The organism is Streptomyces sp. NPDC028907 (assembly GCF_055564995.1).
Map to the genome: position 1 here is coordinate 265,729 of NZ_JBVHVE010000009.1, position 24,974 is coordinate 290,702.

19 protein-coding genes and 2 pseudogenes are annotated in these 24,974 nt (G+C 72.8%); 9 read left to right on the forward strand and 12 right to left on the reverse strand.

The genetic code is table 11. The features are described from left to right. The 4 genes from ACZ4UU_RS27755 to ACZ4UU_RS27770 form a co-directional block, all read right to left on the reverse strand. A complete protein-coding gene (locus tag ACZ4UU_RS27755) occupies window positions 1-2,226 on the reverse strand; it encodes an NHLP family bacteriocin export ABC transporter peptidase/permease/ATPase subunit (RefSeq protein ID WP_471906081.1) in 2,226 nt (741 codons plus the stop codon). Further along, window positions 2,223-3,029 carry a hypothetical protein gene (locus tag ACZ4UU_RS27760; RefSeq protein ID WP_471906082.1) on the reverse strand — a complete coding sequence of 269 codons (807 nt, stop codon included), beginning with the start codon at window positions 3,027-3,029 and terminating at the stop codon, window positions 2,223-2,225. Before ACZ4UU_RS27760 ends, ACZ4UU_RS27755 begins: the two co-directional genes overlap by 4 nt. A 144-nt stretch (window positions 3,030-3,173) precedes the next feature. Beyond that, window positions 3,174-3,389, reverse strand: a complete 216-nt coding sequence (locus ACZ4UU_RS27765; protein ID WP_383442906.1) for a type A2 lantipeptide — start codon at window positions 3,387-3,389, stop codon at window positions 3,174-3,176. A 476-nt stretch (window positions 3,390-3,865) separates the two neighbouring features. Then, window positions 3,866-4,279, reverse strand: coding sequence for a PaaI family thioesterase (locus ACZ4UU_RS27770; RefSeq protein ID WP_471906083.1), 414 nt, complete (start codon window positions 4,277-4,279; stop codon window positions 3,866-3,868). Window positions 4,280-4,467: 188 nt separating this feature from the next. Between ACZ4UU_RS27770 and ACZ4UU_RS27775 the strand changes: the two genes are divergently transcribed. Continuing rightward, window positions 4,468-5,883, forward strand: a complete 1,416-nt coding sequence (locus ACZ4UU_RS27775; protein WP_471906084.1) for a S1 family peptidase — start codon at window positions 4,468-4,470, stop codon at window positions 5,881-5,883. A gap of 98 nt (window positions 5,884-5,981) precedes the next feature. Here the strand turns inward: ACZ4UU_RS27775 and ACZ4UU_RS27780 are convergent, their stop codons facing one another. Beyond that, complete coding sequence (locus ACZ4UU_RS27780) at window positions 5,982-8,132, reverse strand: SpoIIE family protein phosphatase (RefSeq protein WP_471906085.1); 2,151 nt, start codon at window positions 8,130-8,132, stop codon at window positions 5,982-5,984. A gap of 204 nt (window positions 8,133-8,336) precedes the next feature. Between ACZ4UU_RS27780 and ACZ4UU_RS27785 the strand changes: the two are divergent. Continuing rightward, window positions 8,337-8,960 (forward strand): annotated as a pseudogene (locus ACZ4UU_RS27785) (LuxR C-terminal-related transcriptional regulator); the annotation flags it as partial. Here the strand turns inward: ACZ4UU_RS27785 and ACZ4UU_RS27790 are convergent. From ACZ4UU_RS27790 to lanKC, 4 genes are all read right to left on the reverse strand, one after another. Then, window positions 8,883-10,853 carry an ATP-binding cassette domain-containing protein gene (locus ACZ4UU_RS27790; RefSeq protein ID WP_471906086.1) on the reverse strand — a complete coding sequence of 657 codons (1,971 nt, stop codon included), beginning with the start codon at window positions 10,851-10,853 and terminating at the stop codon, window positions 8,883-8,885. The pseudogene ACZ4UU_RS27785 and the gene ACZ4UU_RS27790 sit on opposite strands and share 78 nt — an antisense overlap. Continuing rightward, a complete protein-coding gene (locus ACZ4UU_RS27795) occupies window positions 10,850-12,583 on the reverse strand; it encodes an ABC transporter ATP-binding protein (RefSeq protein ID WP_471906087.1) in 1,734 nt (577 codons plus the stop codon). Before ACZ4UU_RS27795 ends, ACZ4UU_RS27790 begins: the two co-directional genes overlap by 4 nt. A gap of 94 nt (window positions 12,584-12,677) precedes the next feature. Further along, on the reverse strand, window positions 12,678-12,788 hold the full coding sequence (locus ACZ4UU_RS27800) for a SapB/AmfS family lanthipeptide (RefSeq protein WP_217206794.1): 111 nt from the start codon (window positions 12,786-12,788) through the stop codon (window positions 12,678-12,680). 46 nt (window positions 12,789-12,834) lie between these two features. Further along, window positions 12,835-15,495, reverse strand: a complete 2,661-nt coding sequence (gene lanKC, locus ACZ4UU_RS27805) for a class III lanthionine synthetase LanKC (protein WP_471906088.1) — start codon at window positions 15,493-15,495, stop codon at window positions 12,835-12,837. A 188-nt stretch (window positions 15,496-15,683) separates the two neighbouring features. On the opposite strand from lanKC, the gene ACZ4UU_RS27810 reads away from it, so the two are divergent. The 5 genes and pseudogenes from ACZ4UU_RS27810 to ACZ4UU_RS27830 all read left to right on the forward strand — a co-directional run bounded on the left by ACZ4UU_RS27810 (window position 15,684) and on the right by ACZ4UU_RS27830 (window position 20,932). Further along, a complete protein-coding gene (locus ACZ4UU_RS27810; protein ID WP_471906089.1) occupies window positions 15,684-18,140 on the forward strand; it encodes a SpoIIE family protein phosphatase in 2,457 nt (818 codons plus the stop codon). A gap of 264 nt (window positions 18,141-18,404) precedes the next feature. Further along, window positions 18,405-18,531 (forward strand): annotated as a pseudogene (locus tag ACZ4UU_RS27815) (glucose-1-phosphate thymidylyltransferase); the annotation flags it as partial. Further along, window positions 18,528-19,517: a dTDP-glucose 4,6-dehydratase gene (gene rfbB / locus ACZ4UU_RS27820; protein ID WP_471906090.1), complete on the forward strand. Its 990-nt coding sequence runs from the start codon at window positions 18,528-18,530 to the stop codon at window positions 19,515-19,517. The pseudogene ACZ4UU_RS27815 and the gene rfbB, both read left to right, overlap by 4 nt. Continuing rightward, window positions 19,514-20,398, forward strand: coding sequence for a dTDP-4-dehydrorhamnose reductase (gene rfbD / locus ACZ4UU_RS27825; protein WP_471906091.1), 885 nt, complete (start codon window positions 19,514-19,516; stop codon window positions 20,396-20,398). Before rfbB ends, rfbD begins: the two co-directional genes overlap by 4 nt. 9 nt (window positions 20,399-20,407) lie before the next feature. Beyond that, window positions 20,408-20,932 carry a metallophosphoesterase family protein gene (locus ACZ4UU_RS27830; RefSeq protein ID WP_471906092.1) on the forward strand — a complete coding sequence of 175 codons (525 nt, stop codon included), beginning with the start codon at window positions 20,408-20,410 and terminating at the stop codon, window positions 20,930-20,932. A 19-nt stretch (window positions 20,933-20,951) separates the two neighbouring features. On the opposite strand, the gene ACZ4UU_RS27835 is transcribed toward ACZ4UU_RS27830, so the two are convergent. Beyond that, the gene (locus ACZ4UU_RS27835) at window positions 20,952-22,076 is read right to left on the reverse strand and encodes an XdhC family protein (protein ID WP_471906093.1); all 1,125 of its coding nucleotides are present in this window, start codon (window positions 22,074-22,076) and stop codon (window positions 20,952-20,954) included. 357 nt (window positions 22,077-22,433) lie between these two features. On the opposite strand from ACZ4UU_RS27835, the gene ACZ4UU_RS27840 reads away from it, so the two are divergent. Then, on the forward strand, window positions 22,434-22,787 hold the full coding sequence (locus ACZ4UU_RS27840) for a hypothetical protein (RefSeq protein ID WP_471906094.1): 354 nt from the start codon (window positions 22,434-22,436) through the stop codon (window positions 22,785-22,787). Between the two features lie 55 nt (window positions 22,788-22,842). Here the strand turns inward: ACZ4UU_RS27840 and ACZ4UU_RS27845 are convergent, their stop codons facing one another. Together ACZ4UU_RS27845 and ACZ4UU_RS27850 are read right to left on the reverse strand one after the other, a co-directional pair. After that, entirely contained in the window at window positions 22,843-23,553 is a 711-nt protein-coding gene (locus ACZ4UU_RS27845) for a cation diffusion facilitator family transporter (RefSeq protein WP_471906095.1), read from the reverse strand. Then, window positions 23,553-23,888, reverse strand: a complete 336-nt coding sequence (locus tag ACZ4UU_RS27850) for an ArsR/SmtB family transcription factor (protein WP_471906096.1) — start codon at window positions 23,886-23,888, stop codon at window positions 23,553-23,555. The genes ACZ4UU_RS27845 and ACZ4UU_RS27850 overlap by 1 nt, the downstream gene beginning before the upstream one ends. A 369-nt stretch (window positions 23,889-24,257) precedes the next feature. Between ACZ4UU_RS27850 and ACZ4UU_RS27855 the strand changes: the two genes are divergently transcribed. Next, entirely contained in the window at window positions 24,258-24,941 is a 684-nt protein-coding gene (locus ACZ4UU_RS27855; protein ID WP_471906097.1) for a nucleoside deaminase, read from the forward strand. The last annotated feature ends 33 nt before the right edge of the window (window positions 24,942-24,974 follow it).

Below are 24,974 nucleotides of genomic sequence, written 5' to 3' on the forward strand. Positions count from 1 at the left end.
TCACCGCTCCTTGACCAGCGCCGCGTACGCGCCGCCGCGCGCGACGAGTTCCTCGTGCCGCCCGCGTTCGACGATCGTGCCGTGCTGGAGTACGACGATCTCGTCGCTGTCGCGCACGGTGCTGAGCCGGTGCGCGATCACCACACAGGCACAGCCGCGCTTGCGCAGGTTGTCCATCACGACCAGCTCGGTCTCCGCGTCCAGCGCGCTCGTCACCTCGTCGAGGACCAGGATGCTGGGGCGGCGTACCAGCGCCCGCGCGATCTCCAGACGCTGGCGCTGCCCGCCGGAGAAGTTGCGGCCGTCCTGCTCGACCTTGCTGTGGATGCCGCCGGGGCGGCGCATCACCACGTCGTAGAGCGCCGCGTCGCGCAGGGCTTCCACCACCGCGTCGTCCGGGATCGACGGGTCCCAGAGCGCCACGTTGTCGCGGATGGTGCCCTCGAAGAGGAACACCTCCTGGTCGACGAAGGAGACGGAGGCGGCCAGCGCGCCGCGCGGGATGTCCTCGATGCGCTGGTCGTCGATGCGGATGACGCCCTCCCAGGGGGCGTACAGGCCCGAGATCAGCCGGGAGACGGTCGACTTGCCGCTGCCGGAGCCGCCGACCAGGGCGACCTGCTGGCCGGGCCCGACGGTCAGGTCGAAGCCGGTCAGCAGGGGCTTGTCGAGGGGGCTGTAGCCGAAGGTGATGTTCTGGAGCTCGACGTGGCCGTGGAGGCGGCGCGTCGAGTCGCCGGTGCCGGGGCGGCCGTAGAGCGGGTCCGCCTCGAAGTTCTCGACGTCCTTCAGCCGGGCCACGTCGGCGGCGAAGTCCTGGATGCGGCCCGCGACGCCGTTCAGGCGGGTGATCGGGGCGGTGAACCGGGTGACCAGGGCCTGGAAGGCGACCAGCAGGCCGACGGATATGCCGCCCTCGACCGCGCGCATGCCGCCGATCCAGAGGATGAGCGCGCTGTTGAGCGTGGCGAGCGTCGGCGCGACCACGCCCAGATAGGCGCTCGGCACGCCGAGGCGCTGCTGTTCCTCCAGTGTGGTGGCGTGCTGTCCGGCCCACTTGCGGAAGTAGCCGTCCTCGCCGCCGGTCGCCTTCATCGTCTCGATCAGCTGAAGGCCCGTGTAGGCGGTGTTGGTGAGGCGGGCGCTGTCCGCGCGCAGCTTGGCGGTGCGGGTGGCGCGCAGGCGGATGACGACGCGCATGGCGACCACGTTGAGCAGGGCCACGCCTATGCCCACGAACGTCAGCTGCGGGTCGTAGGTGTAGAGGAGGATCGCGTAGAGCACGACGACCACCGCGTCCACGCCCGCCGCCGCGAGGTCGCGGGCCAGGGTCTCGGACACCGCGTCGTTCGACTGGAGGCGCTGCACCAGGTCGGCCGGGCTGCGCTGGGAGAAGAACGTCACCGGCAGCCGCAGCAGATGCCGCAGGAAGCGGGCGCTGGACAGGGTGGAGGAGATGATGCGGCCGCGCAGCAGGTTCGCCTGTTGCAGCCAGGTCAGCACGAGGGTGAGCGCGACACAGGTCCCCATGGCCGCGAACAGCACACCCAGCAGGGAGGTCTGGCCGCCGATGAGGAACATGTCGATATAGGTGCGGCTCAGCGCGGGCACCGCCGCGCCGACCACCACCAGGAGCAGGCTCGCCAGGACGGCGGCGGGCATCGTGCCCGCGGTGCCGCGCAGCCGGGCCGGCATCGCGCCCAGCACACCCGGCTTGCGGCCGCCCTTGCTGAAGCCGTCGCCGGGCTCCATCACCAGCACGACACCGGTGAAGCTGCCGTCGAAGTCCTCCATGGGCACGAAACGACGGCCCTTGGCGGGGTCGTTGATGTAGACACCCCGGCGGCCGAAGCGGCGGCCCATGCCGTCGTAGACGACGTAGTGGTTGAACTCCCAGAACAGGACGGCCGGCGTCTTCACCTCGGCGAGGGCGGCCGTGTCCATCTGCATGCCCTTGGCCGTCAGACCGTAGCTGCGGGCCGCCTTGAGCAGGTTGCTGGCGCGCGAGCCGTCACGGGAGACGCCGCACGCGATGCGCAGTTCCTCCAGCGGGACGTGACGGCCGTAGTGGCCGAGCACCATCGCGAGGGAGGCGGCGCCGCACTCCACGGCCTCCATCTGGAGCACGGTGGGCGTGCGGACTGTCTTCGACCGGCCCTTGGGCACGGGGCGCTTCGGCGGGGTGGCGCGGCGCCTGCTGCCGCGGGTCTCCTGTGCGGCGCTCACGGCAGCAGCCAATCGACGGGACGTTCGTCGGCCAGCCGGATCGAGGCGTCGGCCATGGTCATGGAGGTGAGCGAGAACGGCGGCCCGTCCGCGGACGACCACTTGTAGCCGCTCTTGGTGCTCGACTCCTTGTCCAGCTTCACCAGTACGGCCACCGGCCTGCCGTCCTTGGTGAACTGTTCGCCCAGCTGGTTGTCCCCGAGGAACGCGGCGATCTGCTGCGCCGACTGCGCGGAGCGGTCCACCGACTTCACATGGCCGCGCAGGACGCCGTACTCCTGGGTGGGCACGGAGGAGACCGTGAGGTCGACGGCGGCCTTGTCGGGGATGGAGGCGGCGTTCTCGGCGGGCACGTAGACCGTGGCGTACAGCGCGTCCTCGGCGTGGGCGACCTTCTCGACGGCGGCGACGTTCGCTCCGGTGGAGATGATCTGGCCGATGGTGGCGGCGAGCGCGGTGACGCGGCCCGCGGCGACCGTGCGCACGACCGTCTCGCCCTTGGCCGTACGGACCTTCAGTACGGGCGAGTTCGCCGGGAGCCGCCGGCCCTGCTCGGCGAGGACCGCGGTGACCTGGCCGGCGACCGGGCTCTGGAGGATGTAGCTGCCCTGGCCGTGGGTGAGGACGGCGGGCGCGCTCACCGTCGAGGCGACCGAACCGGTCACCGCCCACACGGAGGCGGCGGCCATGACGATCACGGTCACGGAGAGCACCAGCCAGCCCTGGGGGCGGGCGAAGCGCACCGGAAGGTCGAGCTCCTCCGGTGACTGGAGCTTGGCGAGGGCCTGTTGGCGGAACTGCACGGAACTTCCCTCACCTGAGGATGAGTGGAGACCGGCGCGCGGGGGCCGGTCGTGGTGCGGGGCGGTGCCTGTCTGTTTCGAGGCACCCGAAGAGCCCCGGAACCGGGGAAGGGTTCCGGGACTCAGCGGTGACGAAAGGTGCGATCAGAGACCGGCGACCAGGCCCGAGACCGGGGCGGTGTTCAGGCCGGTGACACCCTCCACGGTGCCGACGACCGTGTCGACCAGGCCGGAGACCGGGGCGATGCCGTTGACAGCGTCGAGGGCACCGTTCACGGCGTTGACCTGCAGGCCGCCGGAGACGTTGTCGAGCTCGGCGTCGGAGATCTCGACGGTCTCAACCTGGGGGGTGGAGTTCATGATGGAACTTCCCTTCCTAATGGATATCTCACAAGGGGGAGCGGCCCCCTCTGGGGACAGATGACGGCCGCGACCGCAGGCACCCGGCGCCCGTTTCCGGAAGCCGTCGACGGCCCCTGCGGTGCGATGGATCAAAGCACGCTGCGGGTACGGGCTTCCAATCAAACTCTGGGCTCACCAGGGCACTTTCGACTCAGCCGCGGCGATCCGTGCAGACGCGTGCACGTCTCGTCGGCGACTTCTTCACATGCGTCACAGCATCGGCTCGGACGGGCTGTTGCCTCCGCCGGGCGGGCCTCGGGGCGATGCGGTGGCGAATCCGACACTCCCGCCTCAAGGGGGTGACCACCGGTAGCTCCCTTGTGCAGAACCTCCGTCCACGGTGACTTCGTTGAGTATTGAATGTGCAGATTCCCTGAAGCCTGGATTCCGCTCGGGATTCTCAACCGACCGTTACTGATCAGTGGCAGATCGTGTCAGCCCAGAAGCGCGTACACCGTGCTCGCACGGGCGGAGATCTCGCCCGAGCTCTCATCGGTCATCGCGATGTCGGCGAACGCCATACGGCGGCCCAGCTTGGTGACGACCGCCTCGATCAGGACATCCGAACCGAGCACCGCGCGCTGGAACGACGTGGACTGCTGCACCGTCGTCATCGGCCCGTACGCCCCGCGCGCCGCCGACACGGCGATCACGGTGGCGGTGTCGGCGGCCGCCATCAAGGCCTGGCCCGACAGGGCGCCGCCCTCCCGGGCCAGCCCGTCCGACCAGGGCAGTCGCAGGATCGCGCGCCGGTCCTCCACCGCCTCGACGGACAGGCCGAGGGCGAGGACCCAGGGGGCGAAGTTGGCGGAGAGGATCTTGTCGGCTTCGGCGGTCGTCATCGTCATATGGGGGATTGTTCCCGCCGCCGGAACCGCAGGCGCGGTCCTTGGCCGATTCGGTGTTTCGAGCAAGGCGCGCGCAAACGGAATTGAACGCACCGTGGGACCCGTGCGTACCAACTGCCAACCAGGCGCCCCGAACAGCTGCCGCAGAGACGGCGGCACAGACCCCGTCCCCCAGGAGGTCGAGAAGTTTGAGTCACAAGCGAATTCCGAAGCGCAAGGCCGCGATAGCCGCGGGCGGCGTGGTGGCGCTCGGAGCGGCCGCGATCCTGCTGCCGAACGCCAACGCGTCACAGGACGGCGCGGCGGACGACGCCGCAACCGCCAAAACCCTGAAGGCGGCGGACGCGTCGGATCTCGCCTCGCAGCTCGCGGGACTGCTCGGCGACGCCTTCGCCGGTTCGTACTACGACTCCGAGAGCCAGCAGCTCGTGGTCAACGTCATCCCCGGCGACAACAACAACGTGATCGTCCAAGCGAAGAAGGCCGGCGCGAAGGTCCGCGAGGTCGAGAACAGCCTGACCGAGCTCGCGTCCGGCGCGCGGACCCTGAAGTCCGAGGCGACCATCCCGGGCACGGCCTGGTCGGTCGACCCCAGAACGAACAAGATCCTCGTCACCGCCGACTCCACCGTCACCGGCGACAACTGGGACCAGCTGGAGTCGACCGTCGACAGCCTCGGCTCCGGCATGGCGACCATCAAGAAGTCGGCCGGCACCTTCAAGACGTTCCTCTCCGGCGGCGACGCCATCTTCGCCGGCGCCTCACGCTGCTCCGCGGGCTTCAACGTCACCGCCGGCGACGGCACCCCGGCCTTCCTGACGGCCGGTCACTGCACGCTCGGCGGCAACGAGTGGTCGGACACCGAGGGCGGCCAGCCGATCGCCACCGTCGACCAGTCCACCTTCCCCGGCGACGGCGACTTCGCCCTGGTCAAGTACGACGACCCGGCGACCGAGGCACCGAGCGAGGTCAACCTCGGCGACCAGACCCTCGCCATCAGCCAGGCCGCGGACGCCGAGGTCGGCCTCCAGGTCTTCCGGATGGGCAGCACCACAGGACTGAACGACGGTCAGGTCACGGGGCTCGATGCCACCGTGAACTACCCGGAGGGCACCGTCACCGGCCTCATCCAGACGAACGTCTGCGCCGAGCCCGGCGACAGCGGTGGCTCCCTGTTCACCCAGGACGGCCAGGCCATCGGCCTCACCTCGGGCGGCAGCGGTGACTGCACGGTCGGCGGCGAGACCTTCTTCCAGCCGGTGACCACTGCCCTGCAGGCGGTCGGCGCGACCCTCGGCGACGCCGCCGGCGGTGGCGCGGGTGCCGGTGAAGGGGCCGGTGCCGGTGAGGAAGCCGGTGCGGGTGAAGAGGCCGGTGCGGGCGAGGAAGCGGGTGCCGGTCAGGAAGCCGGTGCGGGCGAGGAAGCGGGTGCCGGTCAGGAAGCCGGTGCTGGTGAAGAGGCGGGCGCCGGTGAGGAAGCTGGAGCCGGTCAGGAAGCTGGAGCCGGTCAGGAAGCCGGAGCCGGTGAAGAGGTCGGCGGCGGCAACGCCGACGGCACGGGCAACGGCCTCGGTGAGATCGTCGGCAACGGCGTCGGGAACTGACGCCCCGACACCGGCACGCGGATCCCGGTGATCCGTAGCGACAAACGTGGTCCGGCCCTCCGGCGGGAGGGTCGGACCACGTTTCGTCCCCCGGGCCGTCAGTCCCGCGCCCGCAACAGCAACAGCGCCACGTCGTCCACCCGCTCCCGCTGTGCCGCGCTGTGCTCGACGAGCAGATCGGCCAGCTCGTCCAACGGACGTTCCCCGGCCTCGGTGAGCAACTGGCCGAGGTCGGCGAGCGCGTCCTCGATGTCGACGCCCGGGGACTCGATCAGCCCGTCGGTGTAGAGGACGAGCACACAGCCCGGCGCGAGTTCGACCTCCGTCGTCGGATACGTGGGCGAGCCGTCGATGCCCAGCAGCGGACCGCCCGCGAGGTCGAGCACCCGCACCCGCCCGTCCGGCCGTCTCAGCAGGGGTGGCGGATGCCCGGCACGAGCCATCACCGCCCTCCCGCGCGCCGGATCGAGTCGCAGATACAAACAGCTGGCGAACAGGTCGGAGCCCAGGTCGAGCAGCAGCCGGTTGGTGCTGCGCATGACGTCCTCGGGTGCCTGGCCCACGGTCGTGTACGCCCGCACCGCCGTGCGGATCTGACCCATCAGGCCCGCCGCGGTCACGTTGTGTCCCTGGACGTCCCCGATCACGGCCGCCGTCAGACCCTCCTCCGTCGGCACCAGGTCGTAGAAGTCGCCGCCGATCTCCATGCCCTGGGTGGCGGGCAGATAGCGTGCGGCCGCCTCGATGCCGGCCAGCGGCGGCAGCGAGTGGGGGAGCAGGGCGGCCTGCAGTCCGTGCGCCAACTGGTGCTTGGCGTCGTAGAGCTGGGCCCGCTCCAGCGCCTGCGCGATCAGCCCGCCGAGACTGGTCAGCACCGCACGCTCGTCCGCCGGGAACTGATGCGGCTCGGCGTAGGCGAGGACGCAGGTGCCCACCGGTCGCCCCGAGGCGATCAGCGGCAGATACGCCCAGGCCGCGAAGCCGTCGGGCGTCGAGTACCGCACCGGGTACAGCCGCTCCAGCTGCTGCTGCGAGTCGAAGAACGCCGGGACCCCGGTGGTCAGGGCATGGGCCCCCGGGGTCTGCTCGGTCAGCGGCAGCCCGTCGAACCGTTCCACGATCTGCGGATCCGGATAGCCGCGGTGGCCCAGCACATGCAGACGGCCCGCCCGCGATCCCAGGACGACGAGGCCCTGGCTGCCGACAGCCGGGACGATCTCGTCCGCGACCAGCTGCACCACGTCCTGCACACCCGCCGCCTCGGTGAGCGCGCCGGCCAGGCTCAGCACCTGGGAGATGGTCACCAACCGGCCCGGCGGGTCGTCGGGCCGCGGCCCGCTGCGCCCCATCTCCGCCACCGCGCGGGCCCGGCTGATCCGCACGCTCAGACCGGTCGTGCTCGGATACATACGGAACGACAGCCAGTCCCCGGGCGGGCGCAACGCCACGAAGGAGGTGGTGTGCTGGCTCATCAGCGCGGCCCGGTACCGGTCCTCGTACACCGGGTCGTTGAGCCAGGGCACCGACGCCCACAGCTGGTTGCCGAGCAGCCGGTTGACCGGCACGCCGATCAGCTCGGCCGCCGCGGGGTTGGCGAAGCTGATCCGGCCGTGCAGATCGAGCGAGCACAGCCCGTACGGCAGCCGCGACACCATCCGCGCCGCCTCCACCGTGCCGAGCGTGCCGGCCGCGCCGCTGAACGCCGGCCCGGCGACCAGATCGGGCTCCGGCAGCGGTGGACGGCTCTGCGCCATGGCACGTTCCAGCCGTACGGCCAGCCGTCGGCAGGCGGCGTTCAGATGGTCCCGCTCCCGGTCCGACAGCTCCGGGGGGTGTGCGCCGGGCCAGGTCACGAAGATCGCGCCGTAGGCGTTCGACTCGGTGGCCACCGGCAGTGCCGCCAGCGCGAACGGGTAGGGCAGAACGAGGGCGATCCGCGGATACCGGGCCGCCATGTCCTCCTCGCCCCCGACCCAGACGAGCCGGCGCTCACGCACCGCCTCCGCGACCGGGATCGGCGCGCTCAGCCCGACCCGCTCCCACGGCGCCGCGAACGCCCGGGGCAGGCCCGCCATGACCGCCATCTCCAGCACGGGTTCGTCGGCGGCCAGCAGATACACGGCACCGGAGTGCGCGTCCACCTCCTCCATCATCGAGGCCAGTGCCAGCGACAGCAGCGGTCGGCCCACCCGCGTCCGCGCGGCCGCCGGCGCCTGGGCGGACGTCTGCCCGTCGGACACGCCGACCACCTCCTCCGCTGGGCCGCGCGACAGGTCCCAGGGCTCAAATCTCCCCCCTCGGGGCTGCTCGCGCACGGCGAGCGGGACCGGGACCGACCGCTCACACCCGCCGCCGTGAGGGGACGCCCGTACCCCCTGACCGCGCGCTCATGCCCCCGCAGTCGATGCGCGACCACGGCGTACGGGCGCCTCAGTGCGCCCCCGCGCACCCTGATGGCCGGTTCTTCGCGCCCGCAGACGGTCACGGACGCCAACAATGGGGCACGCGCTCAAGACCATGGAAGTGACGAACGGCGGGCTGGAGGGGGAGCAGTGATCCGGGTCCTTGTGGTGCATGACACGTCTCTGGTGAGGTCGGTGCTGGCCGAGTGGCTGCACCGGGAATCCGACCTGGAGGTGTACGACGCCCCCTGGCGCGGCGCGCCCGCCCGGGTGCGGTCCGTGCGACCGGACGTCTGCGCGGTGGATCTGGACTGCTCGGACGCGTACGGCATCCCGCCGCTCGCCGACCTGCGCGTGCGGGACACGGGTCGCACGCCCCCGCATCTTCTGGTGCTGGCCAGTGTGAACCGGCCGGGGCTGCTCAAGCGGGCCCTGGAGGCCGGTGCGCTCGGCTACGTCGACAAGGAGGGTTCACCCGACCGTCTGGTGCGCGGCATCCGGCGGGTGGCCGAGGGGGAACGTTTCGTCGACGACTCGCTCGGCTTCGCCTTCCTCAAGGCCGCCGAGATGCCGCTGACCCGGCGTGAGCTCAGCGTGTTATCCCTCGCGGCGGAGGGGGCGTCCGTCGCGGAGATCGCGGGCAGCCTGCACCTGTCCCACGGGACCGTGCGCAACTACATGGCGGCCATCACCCGCAAGACCGGGGCCCGCAACCGCGTCGACGCGATCCGGATCTCCCAGGGCGAGGGCTGGCTGTGACGGCGTCCCGGGCACGGGTGTCCAGCCGCCGACGAGCTCGCGATAGCGCGCCGAGCACCGCACGAGCTCGTCATGCGTCCCGTACGCCGTGTCGCGACCGTCCATCATCAGCACCCGGTCGGCGCGGCGGGCCGAGCTGACCCGGTGGGCGACGACGACCAGGGTGCCGCCGGGGCGGCTCGCGAAAGCGCGCTCCGCGCGGGCCTCGGCCTGCGGATCGAGGTGACAGGTGGCCTCGTCGAGCAGCGCGAGCGGGGCGTGCGACAGATGGGCCCGGGCCAGCGCGATCAGCTGCCGCTCACCCGCGGACAGCGCCGTGGGATCCACCCGGCCTCCGAGTCCGCCCAGCGCGTCGAGCAACGGCGCCAGGCCCACCGCCTCGGCGGACGCGAGCATCTCCGCCTCGGGAACGGGGTCCGGTCGCAGATGGGCGAGGTTCTCGGCGAGGCTGCCGGTGAACACGTAGGCCTCCTGCGGGATGAGCACCCGACTCGCGCGCGCCCGCGGTGTGGGTGCGGGGTTTCCGTGTACGCGGATCGTGCCGGAGCGGGGCTCCAGCAGACCGGCGATGAGTGTGGTGAGCGTGGACTTGCCGATGCCGCTCGGTCCTACGACGGCGAGGTGGGCGCCGGACGGGAGGGTGAGGTCGAGATCCTCGATCACGGGGGCCGCGGTGGGGCCGTAGGCGAAGGTGACGGAGGAGAGGGTGAGGGCGCGCCGCTCTGCGGGGGGCGCCGCGATGTGTCGTTCGGCGGGTGCCTCGCCGTCGTGGCCGGTCGCACCCGCGCGGCGGAGCCGCACATTCAAGTGCAGCCCCGCGCCCCTCGACGGCGTTGCCGGGCCGGAGTCGACACCGCCCCCGGTGGCCCCCGTCGGCGCCAGCCGTCGCAGCACCACCGCCAGGCGGGAGCCGCTCGTGCCCAGGCCGTGGACCAGGTTGTGCAGAGCGGGGAGCAGGGACTGGGTGACGTAGGCGAGGGCGCCGAGGAGGGCGCCCGGGGTCACGCCCTGGCGGAGCAGCCAGGGCGCGGTCGCGAGGAGCAACACGATCGGGAGGTGCCCGCCCAGGGCGAGGGCGGCCACGCGCAGCACGCCGAAGCGGGCCAGGGAGCGGGCGGCCCGCAGTTCGGCGTCCACCAGGCCCCCGGTGTCGGCGGCCAGCCGGTCCTCCGCGCCGGATGCGGTGATGTCCCGTAAGCCCGGGCAGATGGTTCCCAGCCGGTCCGCCAGCGCCTCGTCGGCCACCAGGAACGCCTGCTGTCGGCGGGCCAGCGGGCGTAGCGTCGCCGTGAACAGGCCCACCCCGGCGGCCAGCGGGGGCAGGACGACGAGCAGCAGCAGCGGGGCGAGCGAGAACAGGCCGGCCAGCGCGCCGACCGCGGTGAACACGAACGACCGCGACACCATCACCAGCCCCGCGAAGGTGTCCCGAGCGATCTCCACCTGCTGGGTGAGCCCGGACAGCGCCCCCCGGTCCGCCTCTCGCACCCCCCGCTCGACCACCCGCGTCACGAGCCGGTCCCTGAGCGGTTCGACGAGCGCCGCGACGGCCGCGTACACCCGAGCCGTGCCGTACGCGCCGAGGACGACCCCGAGACCGGCGACCGCGAGCCAGCCGAGCCCGACCTGCGTCCGGCCCTGGAGGAACCCGTCGTCCAGGGCGCGGGCCGGGGCGTACCCGATGAGGAAGCTCTGCCCCGTCTCCAGCACGGACCAGAAGCCGAGCCGCACGAGAACGGGCCACCGGGACCGCAGGAAGCGCAGCCCGCGCCGGCCCAGCCGGTCCGCCGTATCCGTCCCGCCGCTCATGGGCACGCCTCTTCCGTCGAGGCGGTATCGGCCGTTCCTGTGAACGTCTCCCGGTACTCCGCCGTCCCCCACAGCTCCTCGTGCCGCCCCACCGCGCGCACCCTCCCGCCGTCCAGCCAGGCCACCGCGTCGGCGCGGGCCGCCGTGGCCGCCCGGTGGGCGACCAGGAGACGGGTGGCGGACGTGGCACCGCCGGCCAGCGCCGCGGTGATACGGGCCTCGGTCACCGTGTCGAGGCTGGACAGCGCGTCGTCGAGGATCAGCAGACGGCCGCCGTGGGCGAACGCCCGGGCGAGTCCGAGCCGTTGGGACTCGCCGCCGGAGCGCGGGGCGTCGGCCAGGGCGGTGGCGTAACCGTGCGGCAGGCGGCGTACGAAGTCGTCCGCGTCGGCCGTGCGGGCGGCCTCCCGGACGGCCGTGGGGGAGGGGGCCGCAAGTCCGAGCCCGATCGCCTCCTCGACGGTGCCGCCCAGCAGGGCGGGGCGTTCGAAGGCGTAGGCGATCGCGCGGCGCAGGTCGTCGTGGGTCAGATCGCTCAGCGGGACGCCGTCGAGCAGGACCTCGCCGTCGTCCGGGTCGGCCAGCCGCCCGGCGAGCGCGGCGAGCAGCGACTTGCCCGCGCCGGAGCGGCCGACCACGGCGAGGGTGGTGCCGCCGGGGACGACCAGGTCGATCCCGGCCAGCACGGTGTGACTCCCGCGCCGGGCGGTCACGCCGCGCAGCTCCAGCCGGCCGGGGCCGGGCGGCAGCCGCCGGCGGCCGTGGGCGGGGGCGGGGGCGGAGGCGATCTCGCCGAGCCGTCCGGCCGCCGCGCGGGCCCGGGCCACGCCCGCGAGCTGGGCGACCAGCATGCCGACGCCGGTCGCCAGCACGGCGTAGCGGGACGCGGCGAGCACCTCGCCGACGGACAGCCGGTGCCGGGCGAGCAGGACTCCCGCCACGGCGAGCACACCCAGTTGCAGCAGCGGGGCCACGGCGACCGCCCGGGCCGCGGCCCGGCCCTGCACCTGCCACATACGGTGCCCCGCGCGGGAGAGCCGGGGCAGCGGCCGGAGGATCCTCGTCGTCTCCCGGTCGGCCGTACCGGCCGCGCGGATGGTGCGGTGGCCGTCGACGGCCTCGGCGAGCGCGGCCGCGATCGTGCCCTGTTCCTGCTGGTACCGCGTCACGCACCGGGAGGTGTCGCGGGCGAAGACCCGCAGCAGGGCGGCCAGTACCGGCGCCCCGGCGAGGAACACGACAGCGAGCCGTACGTCGATCAGGCCCAGGGCGACGATGCCCCCGACCGGTCCGGCGAGCGCGGCGAGCAGCGCGGCACGGGCGGCCGGGGCCGTGCCAGCTTGCGCTGCGTTGCCGACGAGCCGTGCGACCAGGTCGCCGGCCCGGAAACGGGCCGTGACCGCCGGGCCCACCGCCAGCACGTGCCGGGTCAGCCGCTCGCGCAGCCATGCCGTCGTCCGGGCGTCGACGGTGCCGACCAGAACGCTCTGGCAGCCGTCGAGCAGGACGAGCAGCAGAGTGAGCCCGGCACAGCACCACACCCAGCCCGTGGCCGGGGCCCGCGCCAGCAGGAGGTCCAGGGTTCGGCCGAGCGCGGCGGGCAGCAGCAGCCCCGCGCCGGTCGCGGCCGTGCTCACCAGGCACAGGGCCGCGGTACGGCCCGCGCTGTGCCGGGTGGCCGCGCGCAGCAGTGCTCGGGAGGTGTCGTTGTCAGCAGTCGGCGTCGTCATACGGCCGCGGCCCCGCTCCCTCCTCCGGGCAAGGGCCCCGGGCCCCCTCCCGTGCGGGGAGGGACTGCCCGGGGCCGCGAGTGCACTCGGTCCGTCAGAGACAGAGCGAGATGCTGGCCTGGCTGGCGCACAGCAGCAGGCTCGCGACGCTGCCGCCGCCGGTGTGCTCCTCGGTCTCCATCGTCTGCAGGTCGAGCAGTGCCATCTCGTTGTCCTCTCATTCCGTGGGGACGGGTTGTGTCACGACTCCGTCAGACTGCGAAGCCGCGTTCTCGGGGCCGCCGTGGCGGCGGGAGGAAGGGCAGGTGCGCCGGGGCCGCGCCGCCCGCGTCGGCGGCGAGGGCCGCTCCGAGCGCGAGCAGGCATCCGGCCGTCCCGGTGCCGAGGTCCATGGAGAGCCGCATCATCTGGTGCCCGGGGAAGGCCAGTTGGCCCTGGTAGGACATCGCGTACCAGCCGAGCCCGGCGACCTGCCCGGCCAGCCGGTCGCCGCTCGCGTCCGGCGCCGTGGTGCGGCTGAGGTGAAGGATCATCCCGGCGCGTCCCTGGAAGAGGCCGGGCTGGGCGTAGAAGCGGGAGCCGGCCGCGGTGAGAATCCCGGAGCGGGCCTGCTCGAAGGCGCCGACGGCGTCACCCGCGTGCGTGAGGTAGTCGTCGAGGACCATCCCCACGCCCACGCTTCCGTCGCCCAGATACGGCATCGTCCGCCAGCCCTCGTCGACCTCCAGCGAGCCGCCCTTCTGCTCCACGCAGCACGCCAGGTCCCGGCGCAGCGCCTCGCCCGCGGCGTCCAGCAGCCGGCGGTCGCCGGTCCGTTCGTACTGCCGGAGCAGGAACAGCGCGGGACCGCTCGCCCCTCGCATCAGCCCGGCGCGCGGTCGGGGCCCGGACGGGGGCGGGGCCGTGAGACGGTCCACGAGGATGTCCGCGGCCTCCGCCGCCCGCTCGCGCAGCTCCGGCTCACCGGTGGCGTCCGCCAGACCGCCCAGGACGAGCCCCACTCCGGCCAGCCCGCCGCGCAGGTCGGAGGACAGACGCTGCCACCGCTCGGCGAGGATCGTGTCGACGAGGTCCAGGGCGCGCCGGCGGTGGCCGAGCAGGTCCAGGACGTGGGCCACGCCGGCGAGTCCGTCGTACAGGCCCAGCGCGCTGCCGATCGGCGGCGGGTCGGTGCGGTCGAGCAGCCAGCGCTCTCCCTCGTCGTAGCGCTCGGCGCCGGTCGCGGCCAGGGCGTACAGCACGCCGGCCGCGCCGTGCGCCAGGCCCAGCCCGCCGCCGTCGGAGAACTGGGCGACGTCACCGGGAAAGAGCCGGTCCGCGCGTTCCGGGGTGGCCGAGGCGAGCAGCGCCTTCACCATCGAGTCGCGGCTGTAGGGCCAGTCGCCGGGCTCCACGAACGACGCCGAGCCCGAACGGGCCGCCGCTCCCCGGGGCTCCGCGGCCCCGTCCACCTGGGCCGCTGCGGTGCGCGGGGACCGGCAGATCTCGGCGACCGCCTCGTCCAGGAACTGCCTCGGTACATCAGGGAAGAGACCCGCGATCACGTCCGCCAGATGCGCCGCCTTGCCGCGGTCCACCACGAACAGGGAGGTGACGGGAAGGAACATCGCCAGCCGCAGACAGGCCAGCGCATAGCGGTCGACGTCCACGCCCCTGCGGTCGGCCGGCGCCAGGAAGCCTGGGTGGGCGACGACCTGACGGCCCCTCTCGCCGACCGGGGCCGCCGCCTCGAAGTCGAGCAGGAACACCGACTCGTCGTCGGGGGCGACCATGATGTTGAAGACGTGCAGGTCGTTGAAGACGATCCCGCGCGCGTGCACCGTCTCCACGGCACGCTCGACGGCCCGGTGGATGCGCAGCGCCCAAGCCGTGTAGTCGGCCACGGCGCACGGATCGGGGTCGGGGCCGATCAGCGGGTGCCGTTCGGCGAAGAAGGAGTTGAGGGGGCGCCCCTCGATGAAGTCCATGACCAGGAAGCTGTGGTCGCCGAGCCGGAACCAGTCGCGCACCTCGGGCACCACACCGGTCCCCGCCAGCCGCTCCAGCGCGGGCCGCTCCCGCTCGAGCCGGGCCACGGCGTCCGCGCCGTCCGCGGCGAGCCCCGCGTGCGGCCGGCCCTCCTTCAGGACCACCTTGCGCCCGTCCCGGGTGTCGGTGCCCGCGTACACCCCGCCGCCGTTGGAGAAGTGCAACGCCTTCTCGATGCGGTACGGCAGCTCGCCGACCGTCGTGGAGTTGCGCGCCGCCAGCTGCGGCGCGAGGAACGCGGGCAGCGTCACCCACTCCGGGACCTGGAAGGACGGCGTCCGCAGGTCCGGCACCAGCTGCCCCGCGCCGTCCCGCACCGCCGGCACCAGCGAACCGCGCTCGTCGACGACGAAGAGGCGGGCGAACGCACCGTAGCGGACGTACAGCGGGCCCTCGTCCCAGCGCAGATCGGTGAGGATGTACGGCCCCTCGAACCCCTCCAGCAGCCGGCCCAGCTCGCGCAGCACCAGGTGGAGCTGCTCCTCGTCGGCCGGGTAGACGGTGACGAACTTGCCGCTGGCGTCGCGGCCCGCGTACTTGGCGTTGCGCAGGTGCAGCAGTTGGGGGCCGGGCACGAACTTGAACGGAACGGCCCGCGGCACGCAGTAGTCCCACACGATCCGCGCGATCTTCTCCGCGTTCGCCAGGGTGGCCGAGACATGGATCTTCCAGCCCTGAGCCGGACCGGGCGACGGGGCGCCGTCCGGGCCGGCCGGCGTCAGCGTCAGCCAGTCGCCGATCCGCGCCGCCCGCCAGCCCTCGGGCACCTCGCGCCGCGCCGTCTCGTACAGGCGTCCCGTTCCCCACCCGTCGGCGGACAGCCGGTCCGGCGTCTCGTAGAAGTGCGGGTCGGCGAGCGCGTACACCTCGTAGCGCCTGTCCATTCGTCCCCCTCCGCTGGCTCGGCACAGAGACTTCCAGCGATGCGGTGGACACGGACAGTCACGCCTGTCACGAGATCACCGTGCGATACGCATGAGTCAAGACATGTTCGGTGCCTTTCGAGCAGCACACTGCTCGCCGCTCCACGGAACGGTCACAGGGGCTGCGCAGGTGTCTCATAAGCGCTGTAATGGCGGACGTGGTCGGTGAGGGCGCTGCGGAACGCGGAACGCGGCCCCTGCGTGCCGAAGTGGCCCTCAAGACGGTCGCCGCCGACCCCGACTCGCCACAGCGGCTGCGCCGGGTGCTGGAACAGGCGCTCGTCTTCAGCGGAGCCACGCTCGCCGCCGTGTACGCGCCCGGCGAGGACGAGGACCTGCTGTGCCTGGTCGAGTCCGCCGGAGTACCGCGGACCCTCTACGGGCTGCGTGACAGCTACCCGCGTTCCGGCCGGTCCGCGACGGCCGACGCCCTGCGCACCGGCCGCCCGGTGTGGCTCGGCCCGGCGGAACTCGCCGCCGGCGCGGAGTCCCGACGGGCACCTGCCCGGGACTTCTTCGTGGCCGCCCTGCCCACCCACGACGGCGGCGACGGCGGCAGCCTGCTGGCCGTGAGCGAGCGCCCGGGCGGTTTCGACGCCGACGACCGCGCGTGCCTGGAGCTGATCGCCGAGGCAGTCGCCCTCCCCACCCGGCCCGCGGCCGCGGACGGGGGCGAGCCGCCGGCCAACGCGTTCAGCCTCGCCATGGACACCGGCCGCGTCGACGTCGGCGACGACATCCTGACGCTGTTCGGCCTCGGCCCCGACGACTTCGACGGCAAGGTCGAGACCCTGCTGGGCCGGACCGTCCCGGAGGACCTGCCGTCGCTGATGTCCGTCGTCGAGGCCGACCACATGTCGCTCGGCGACCGTGAGCTGGAGTTCCGGGTCCTGCAACCGGCCGGCCCGCCCAAGTGGCTCCGGCTGCGCGGCCGCCTCCTGCCCGGCGGCGAGGGCCTGCCCGCCCGTCTCGTCGGCACCGTCGCCGACGCCTCCACCCTGCGCGCCGAGATCACCGACGTGGCCCGCGTCCAGCGCCTCGCCGCCGCTCTCGCAACCGCCGGCACCGTCCGCGACGTCAGCCACGCCGTGGTCACCGCCCTGCGGGCGCCGCTGCGCGCCGACCGCATCGCCCTCGCCGAGCTGGAGAACGACCGCCTCGTCGTCACCGTCCTCGACCCGCCCGAACCCGAGTCCTGGCCGGAGCTGTGGCGCCTGGAGTGGCGCACCGAATGGCCGGACGCGCCGGTACGCGCCATGCCCACCCTCGGCGCCGCCCTGCGCGAGGGCCGCGCCCAGATCTGGCCCGCAGGCACCCCGCTGGAACCCGCCCTCGCCGATGTCGGCCCCGGTGGCCTCGCCGTCCTGCCGCTGCCCGCGGGAGGCCGCATGGCCGGCGCCTGTCTGATCGGCTGGGACACCCCGCACGACTTCGGGCCCGACGAGCGCGCCCTGCTCACCGCCTCCGCCGGTCTCGCGGGACAGGCCCTCTCGCGCGCCCAGGCCTTCGACGCCGAGCACGAACTCGTCGGCATGCTCCAGCGCCAGCTGCTGCCGCGCCGCCTGCCCCGGCTGCCCGGCGCGGAAGCCGTCGCCCGCTATCTGCCGACCACGGCCGGACTTGAGGTCGGCGGCGACTGGTACGACGTGATCCCGCTGCCCGACCACCACGTGGCCCTCGTCATCGGCGACGTCCAGGGCCACAGCGCGGCCGCCGCCACCCTCATGGGCCAGATGCGCACCGCGCTGCGCGCCTACGCCGCCGAAGGGCACCCCCCGGATGTCGTCGTCCACCACGCCAACCGCCTCCTCATGGACATGGAGACCGACCTCTTCGCCACCTGCTGCTACGTCGACGTCGACCTGGAGGAGGGCACCGCCTGGGCCGTGCGCGCCGGCCATCCCCCACCCGTGCTGCGGCACCCGGACGGCAGCACCGAGATCGCCGAGGCTGAGGGCGGCCCGCCGCTCGGCGTGCTGCGGCAGGCCGACTTCCCGATGAGCCCGCTCGGCCTCAGGCCCGGCACCGTCCTCGCCCTCACCACCGACGGCCTCGTCGAGTCGACCGACGCCGACATCGACACCGGCATGGACCGGTTCGCCCACGACCTCGCCCGCTCCGACCCCGCCCACCTCGGCCTCGTCGCCGACGCCCTGCTCGTCGGCGCGCGCCGCAGCGACGACATCGCCCTGCTCCTGATGCGCTACGACGGCATGGCCGTACGCCCGCTCCGCGAGAGCTGGACGGTCTGGCGCGTCCCCGAGGCCGTCGGTCACGCCCGCCGCTTCACTCGGCGCACCCTGCGTACCTGGGGTGTCACGCCGCCGGACGCCGACGCCGTCCTGCTCGTCGTCTCCGAACTCGTCACCAACGCCCTCGTGCACACCGACGGCCGGGTCCGCCTCGACCTCACCCTCGTCCACCACCGGCTGCGCGTCGCCGTCGCCGACTCCTCGCCCCGCACGCCGGTCAAGCCGGCCGGCATCAGCTGGGAGGCCACCGGCGGCCGCGGCATCCTCCTCGTCGAGGCCATGGCCGCGGAGTGGGGAACGGTGCCTGTCAGTGGCGGAAAACAGGTGTGGAGCGAGATTCCGCTCAGCGGATGAGGCCGGATTCCGACGCGGGTGAGGCCGCATCTCGGTGAACGGCCGGCCGCGCAGCAGCGGCGAACAAGCCGATCCCGAACCGTCAAATAGGCGGAATCGGGGCTAAGGTGAACCGATGAGCGTGATGTACCTCGGCGACGACTTCATCGCCGGCGGAATCACCGGCCACGTCCAGGACCCCCGCTCCTTCGGCGTCGCCGAATTCGAGGAGCGCGCCCTCGCCCTGGTCGGCGTCCATGCCTCACGCGCCGCATCGACGGCGACGTCGACGAGAACTGCCGTATCACCGACAGCGAGTTGGAGTCCTCGCTCATCGGCCGACACGCCCAACGTCCCCAGCGCCCACCGACTCCTCCTCGGCGACCACAGCAAGGTGCAGATCCACCCATGAACCTCCTCGTCACCGGCGCCGCCGGCTTCATCGGCTCGACCTACGTGCGCACCCTGCTCGCCCGCGACGCGCCGGACGCTCCCGATGCACCCCGGATCACCGTGCTGGACAAGCTCACCTACGCCGGCTCCCTCGACAACCTCGAACTCGGCCACCCCCGGCTGCACTTCGTGCACGGCGACATCTGCGACGCCGGACTCGTCGACAAGCTGACGGCTGAGGCCGACCAGGTGGTGCACTTCGCCGCCGAGTCCCACGTGGACCGCTCGATCACCGGCGCCGGAGACTTCGTCCTCACCAACGTCGTAGGCACCCAGACCCTGCTGGACGCGGCTCTGCGCCACCGTGTCGCGCCCTTCGTCCACATATCGACCGACGAGGTCTACGGCTCCGTCGAGTCAGGTTCGGCCACCGAGGAGGCACCGCTGCGGCCCAGCTCGCCGTACGCCGCCTCCAAGGCCTCCGCCGACCTGCTCGCCCTCGCCTACCACCGCACCCACGGCCTCGACGTCCGCGTCACCCGCTGCTCCAACAACTACGGCCCGCACCAGTTCCCGGAGAAGGTCATCCCGTTGTTCGTCACCAACCTCCTCGACGGCCGGCAGGTCCCTCTGTACGGCGAGGGCCTCAACGTCCGCGACTGGCTGCACGTCGAGGACCACTGCCACGGCGTCGACCTCGTCCGCACCCACGGCCGCCCCGGCGAGGTCTACAACATCGGCGGCGGCACCGAGCTGAGCAACAGGGACCTCACCGCCCTGCTGCTGAAGGCCTGCGGCGCCGAGCCCGACCGGGTGCGGCACGTCGAGGACCGCAAGGGCCACGACCTGCGCTACTCCGTCGACTGGACCAAGGCCCGCACCCGGCTCGGCTACCGGCCCCGCCACGACTTCGCCGCCGGCCTCGCCGCCACCGTCGCCTGGTACCGCGACCACCGCGACTGGTGGGAACCACTCAAGCGGCGCGTCGACGGGGAGCAGGGATGAGGTGGCTGGTCACCGGCGCGGGCGGCATGCTCGGCCACGACGTGGTCCACGAACTACGCGCCCGCGGTGAGCAGGTGGCCGGCCTCACTCATGCCACCCTCGACGTCACCAGCCCGGACTCCGTCGACCGCGCCTTCGCCGCGTACCGCCCCGAGATCGTCGTCAACTGCGCCGCGTACACGGCCGTCGACGACGCCGAGCAGGACGAGAGCCGGGCCCTGCGCGTCAACGGCGACGGCCCCGGCCTCCTGGCGCACACCTGCGTCACATACGAGGCCCGCCTGATCCAGATCTCCACCGAGTACGTCTTCGCGGGCGACGCCGACGCCCCCTACCCGGAGAACCATCGCCCCGCCCCGCGCACCGCCTACGGCCGCACCAAACTCGCCGGCGAGCGGGCCGTACTGGACGAACTCCCCGCCGCGAGCGCCGTCGTGCGCACCGCCTGGCTCTACGGCGTCCACGGCCGCAGTTTCGTCCGGACGATGATCGAGCGGGCGGCGGGCCGGGACACCGTCGACGTCGTCGACGACCAGCGCGGCCGGCCCACCTGGAGCGCCGACGTCGCCTCGACGATCGCCGACCTCGGCCCCCGCGTCGGCCGCGACGCCACCGGCGTGCTCCACGCCACCAACGCCGGCGAGGCGACCTGGTACGACCTGGCCCGCGAGGTGTTCGCCCAGCTCGGCGCCGACCCCGACCGGGTGCGCCCCGTCACCAGCGACGCCTTCCCCCGGCCCGCGCCCCGCCCCGCGTACAGCGTCCTCGCGCACGGCCGCCGGCAGCGGCTCGGCCTCCCGGCACCGCGGGACTGGCGCACCGCCCTGCATGAAGCACTGCCCCGGATCGAGAACCGGCCGGAAGATCCTCCACACCGGTAGCCTGACGGCGTGCGCCTGCTGCTGATGTCCGACACGCACCTGCCCAAGCGTGCCAAGGTGCTGCCCGAGGGCCTGCTCGCCGAGCTGCCACGGGCCGACGTGGTGTTCCACGCCGGGGACTGGGTCGACACGGCCACGCTCGACCTGCTGGAGCGCCTCAGCGCCCGGCTCGTCGGGGTGCACGGCAACAACGACGGACCGGACCTGCGCGCCCGGCTCCCCGAGGTGGCGTACGTCGAGCTGGGCGGCCTGCGCTTCGGCGTGGTCCACGAGACCGGGCCCGCCCAGGGCCGCGAGGCGCGGTGCGCCGCCCGCTTTCCCGACCTCGACGTGCTGGTGTTCGGCCACAGTCACATCCCTTGGGACACCACGGCCCCCACCGGCCTGCGCCTGCTCAATCCGGGTTCCCCGACCGACCGCCGCCGCCAGCCGCACTGCACCTACATGACCGCGACCGTGACCGACGGTCGACTGACGGACGTGGAGCTGCACCGGCTCCCTCCGCGTCACCCCGCCGCGGCTGACCCGCCCTGATGCGGGCCGCTGCGGGCGTTCAGCCCCGGGCCGACGAGGCCCGCGCTCCCCGCGGATGAATGGCGCCCGCGGTCACCGTCAGCGGGGTGCCGCTGCCGCCCCAGCGCAGGGCGACGATCTCGGCGGCGACGGACACGGCGACCTCCTCGGGCGTACGGGCGCCGAGGTCGAGCCCGACGGGAGAGCGCAACCGGGCCAACTCGCCCTCGCCCAGCCCGGCTTCGGTCAGCCGGCGCATGCGCTCGTCGTGGGTACGGCGGCTGCCCATCGCCCCGATGTACGCCGCCGGGCGGCGCAGCGCCTCTTCGAGGAGCGGGACGTCGAACTTCGGGTCGTGGGTGAGCACGCAGATCACCGTGCGTTCGTCGGTGTCGGTGCCGCTCAGGTAGCGGTGCGGCCAGTCCACGATCACCTCGACGCCCTCGGGGAAGCGCTTCGGCGTGGCGAAGACCGGGCGGGCGTCGCACACCGTGACCCGGTAGCCGAGGAAGTCGCCGATGCGGGCGACCGCGGCCGCGTAGTCGATCGCGCCGAACACCAGCATGCGCGGCGGCGGTGCGAAGGAGTGCAGGAAGACGCTGACCTCGTCCTCGCGGCGCTCGCCGTGCGGGCCGTAGTGCCTGAGGTCCGTGACGCCGAGGGCGAGTTCACCGCGCGCGTCGGCGGTCACCGCCACGTCCAGGCCGGAATCGCCGAGGGTGCCGGTGACCCGGTCCGGCCACACGGCGAGCGTCGCCCCGCGCGGCGCGGGCCCGTCGGTCACCGTCGCCACGGTCACCGGCCGGCCCGCAGCCACCGACTGCGCGACCTCGCCGAAGGAGGGGTCCGAGCCGGCCGTGACCGGACGCACGAGCAGGGTGATCTCGCCGCCGCAGGACAGCCCCACCGCGAACGCGTCCTCGTCGCTGTACCCGAAGGTCTCCAGCCGCGCCTCGCCACTCGCCACCACCTCCTGCGCGAGCTCGAACACGGCCCCCTCGACACACCCGCCCGACACACTGCCGACGACCTCGTCACCGGGGCCCACCGCCATCGCGGCCCCTGGGCCACGCGGGGCGCTGCGGCTGGTGGCGACCACCGTGGCGAGCCCGAACGGCACGCCGGCCGTGTACCAGGGGGCGATCAGCGGCAGGATGTCACGCATGCTCGTGGGTACTTCCTGGTGAGGCTGGCAGAACCGGTGCCGGCGGTCCTGATGCTGACTCAATGCTGACTTTGATGACGCCTCGTCTGGTATCGAGGGTGTGCCGGAGACGGCTCGGCGGGAACGCTGTCATCGCCAGTATCGACCTTGCGGAAGCGAAGGGCACGTGCGCGGACGCTCCTGGGCGTGCCCGGGTACTTGCGCGGGGCCGCTGGTCGCACCACGCCCAAGGACTTCTCCGAGTACGCCCGCGACGTGGCGGCCACCGGCATCTGGAACGTCTGACGATCGCTCGCCGAGGTGCCTGCGCGGCGATCTGGCTCAGGCGCCTTCCTGCCGAATGCGTCTTCTCGGGACGTGTCGTCCATCCGGCTGTGCGTCCCGGCCGCCGAGACCCTGCCCGCGCACGTCCGGGAACGATGCCACGACCTGTACGGGCCGACGATCCTGGACGGCGTGGACAACACCGAGCGGGCCCTGCGCCCCGGCTCCTCCGGGAGGGCTGTGCCCGGCTACCAGATCAAGCTCGTCGACCCCGACGGTGGAGTCGTCGGCCTCGCCGCCCTCGCAACCGCCGAGGGCGGCCCAGACCTGTCGTACGGGGCGGTGTTCCTGGCGACGGCGCCTGTGTGCGCGAGCGTTGCGGTGATGGCCTTGCTGCTGCCCGCGCCACAAGAGGGCCAGGACGAGTCCGCCGCCGTGCGGCGATGAGCTCCCGGGTGTTTGAGACCGACCGTTGACCGCTTGCTGAGCCCCAGGACGGCAGTCAGTTGCAGCAGGTGCGGCCGGGCTTGCAGCCGTCGGCGTCGGTCTCCGCGGCGGCGTTGGTGCCGGCTATGGGGACGGGGCCGCAGCAGGCGTCTCCGCGCCAGGCTTCACGGCCTTCCTTGACGGCGACGCCGGCGATGACGAGGGCAGCGATCGGGTCGGCCCAGGACCAGCCAAAGAGGCTGTTGGCGACGAGGCCGACCAGGAGGACGGCGGAGAGGTAGGTGCAGAGCAGAGTCTGCTTGGAGTCGGCGACGGCAGTCGCGGATTCGAGTTCGCGTCCGGCCCTGCGCTGAGCGGCGGACAGGAACGGCATGACCGCCAGCGACAGCGCGGCGATGACGATGCCGGGGGTGGAGTGCTCGGCCTCACCGGTGCCGGTCAAGGCCCGGATGGCGTCGACAGTGACGTAAGCGGCGAGGGCGAAGAAGGAGACGGCGATGATCCGCAGAGTGCGCTTCTCCCGGGCTTCGCGGACGTCGTGCTCTGTCGCGGAGAACTGCCAGGCGACCGCAGCTGCGGAGGAGACTTCGATCACGGAGTCGAGTCCGAAGCCGATCAGCGCGGTGGAGGAGGCGAGGGTGCCGGCAGTGATGGCGACGATCGCCTCGATCACGTTGTAGGTGATCGTCGCGGCGACCAGCAGGCGTATTCGCTTGGCAAGGACGTCACGGCGGGCCGGGGACGGTCCGAGGGATATCGCTGTCATCAGCAGCAGCCCTTCTCGTCCGCATCGACGCACGTCCGGTCGGTTTCGACGGCGACGACCGCGGTACGAAGGTCGTCCAGCGCGTGACCGAGCCGGGGGTCGGCGAGCTCGTAACGGGTACGGCGGCCGTCGGGGACGGTGACGACCAGGCCACAGTCACGCAGACAGGCCAGGTGGTTCGACAGCCTGGTCCGCGAGACACCGATCTTGTCGGCAAGGTCGGACGGATAGCCGGGGGCATCCCGCAGGGCCAGCAGCAGCTGGCAGCGGATCGGGTCAGCGAGGGCACGGCCGAAGCGCGCGAGCACTTCGACGTCGGAGGCGACGGTCAGCACTCTCCGACAATACAAGAATCCCTGGATTCAGGAAATCCTGAACTAATGTGGGTGTGGTCGGCGGCTGCCGTGGGTTCCGATGCGAGGGACACAGGTGGCAGCTTCGAGCTGCTGCTTGCGGCATTGCGGGGAACGAGCAGGTCGTAGTGGCTGGCTGGCGTTGTCGGTTGTGGGTGTACTGGTGCGGGCGCCGTGCTGCACCTCCTCCTGAGCCGCGCGGTCGACCTCAAGATTGCTTGCGCGTGCGCATCGTGGCGCGATATGGGTGACCGACCGTCACACATGCGCATGAGCCGAGCCCGCCATGGACACGATCTGTCACGATTCGGCTTCCTTGCGGAGCCGGCGGCGCAAGGTGAGGAGACGCGTATGGATTCGGGAAGGCGCCGGTTCCTCGGCAGGTGCACAGGAGTGGCGGCGGGAGTCGCGGCGCCGTTCGCCCTGCCTCCGCGGGCGGCCGGAGCGCGCCAGGACGCCCCGGGCATCGGCCCGGGTGCGGGCCCCGCGCCTGACCGGCGCACCGGCACCGGTCACGAGCGGTTCATGTGGCTAGCCGTCGAGCAGGCACGGCGGAACCCCAGGTGGCCGTTCGGCGCGGTGATCGTCCACACGCGGACCGGCGAGGTCCTGGGGCGCGGGGTCAACACCGGGGACGACAGTCCGCTGCTGCACGGCGAGGTCGTCGCCATGAACGACTACGTGCGCCGGCAGGGCAACCGGGGCTGGGCCGACACCACCCTCTACACGACGGGTGAGCCCTGCTCGATGTGCATGAGCGCGATGGCGTGGGCGAATCTGCGGCGCGTCGTCTGGGCGAGCTCGATCGACGAGATCCGCCGCACCGGCATCATCCAGATCGACCTCACCGCACACGAGGTGGCCGCCTCCGCAGGCTCCTTCTACACCCCGGAACTCCTCCTCGGCGGCGTGCTGGCGGACCACACCGACCACCTCTTCCGGGAAGCCCAACGGCTGCGGGAGAGGTTCCCGGAGCAAGTGAAGCCGCGACCGGCGAGCCGGGGCACCCGTGTGACCCACCGCGTGCTGTCCTGAGCCGGAGCGTGAGCCGCGCGTCCAAGTAGGCTC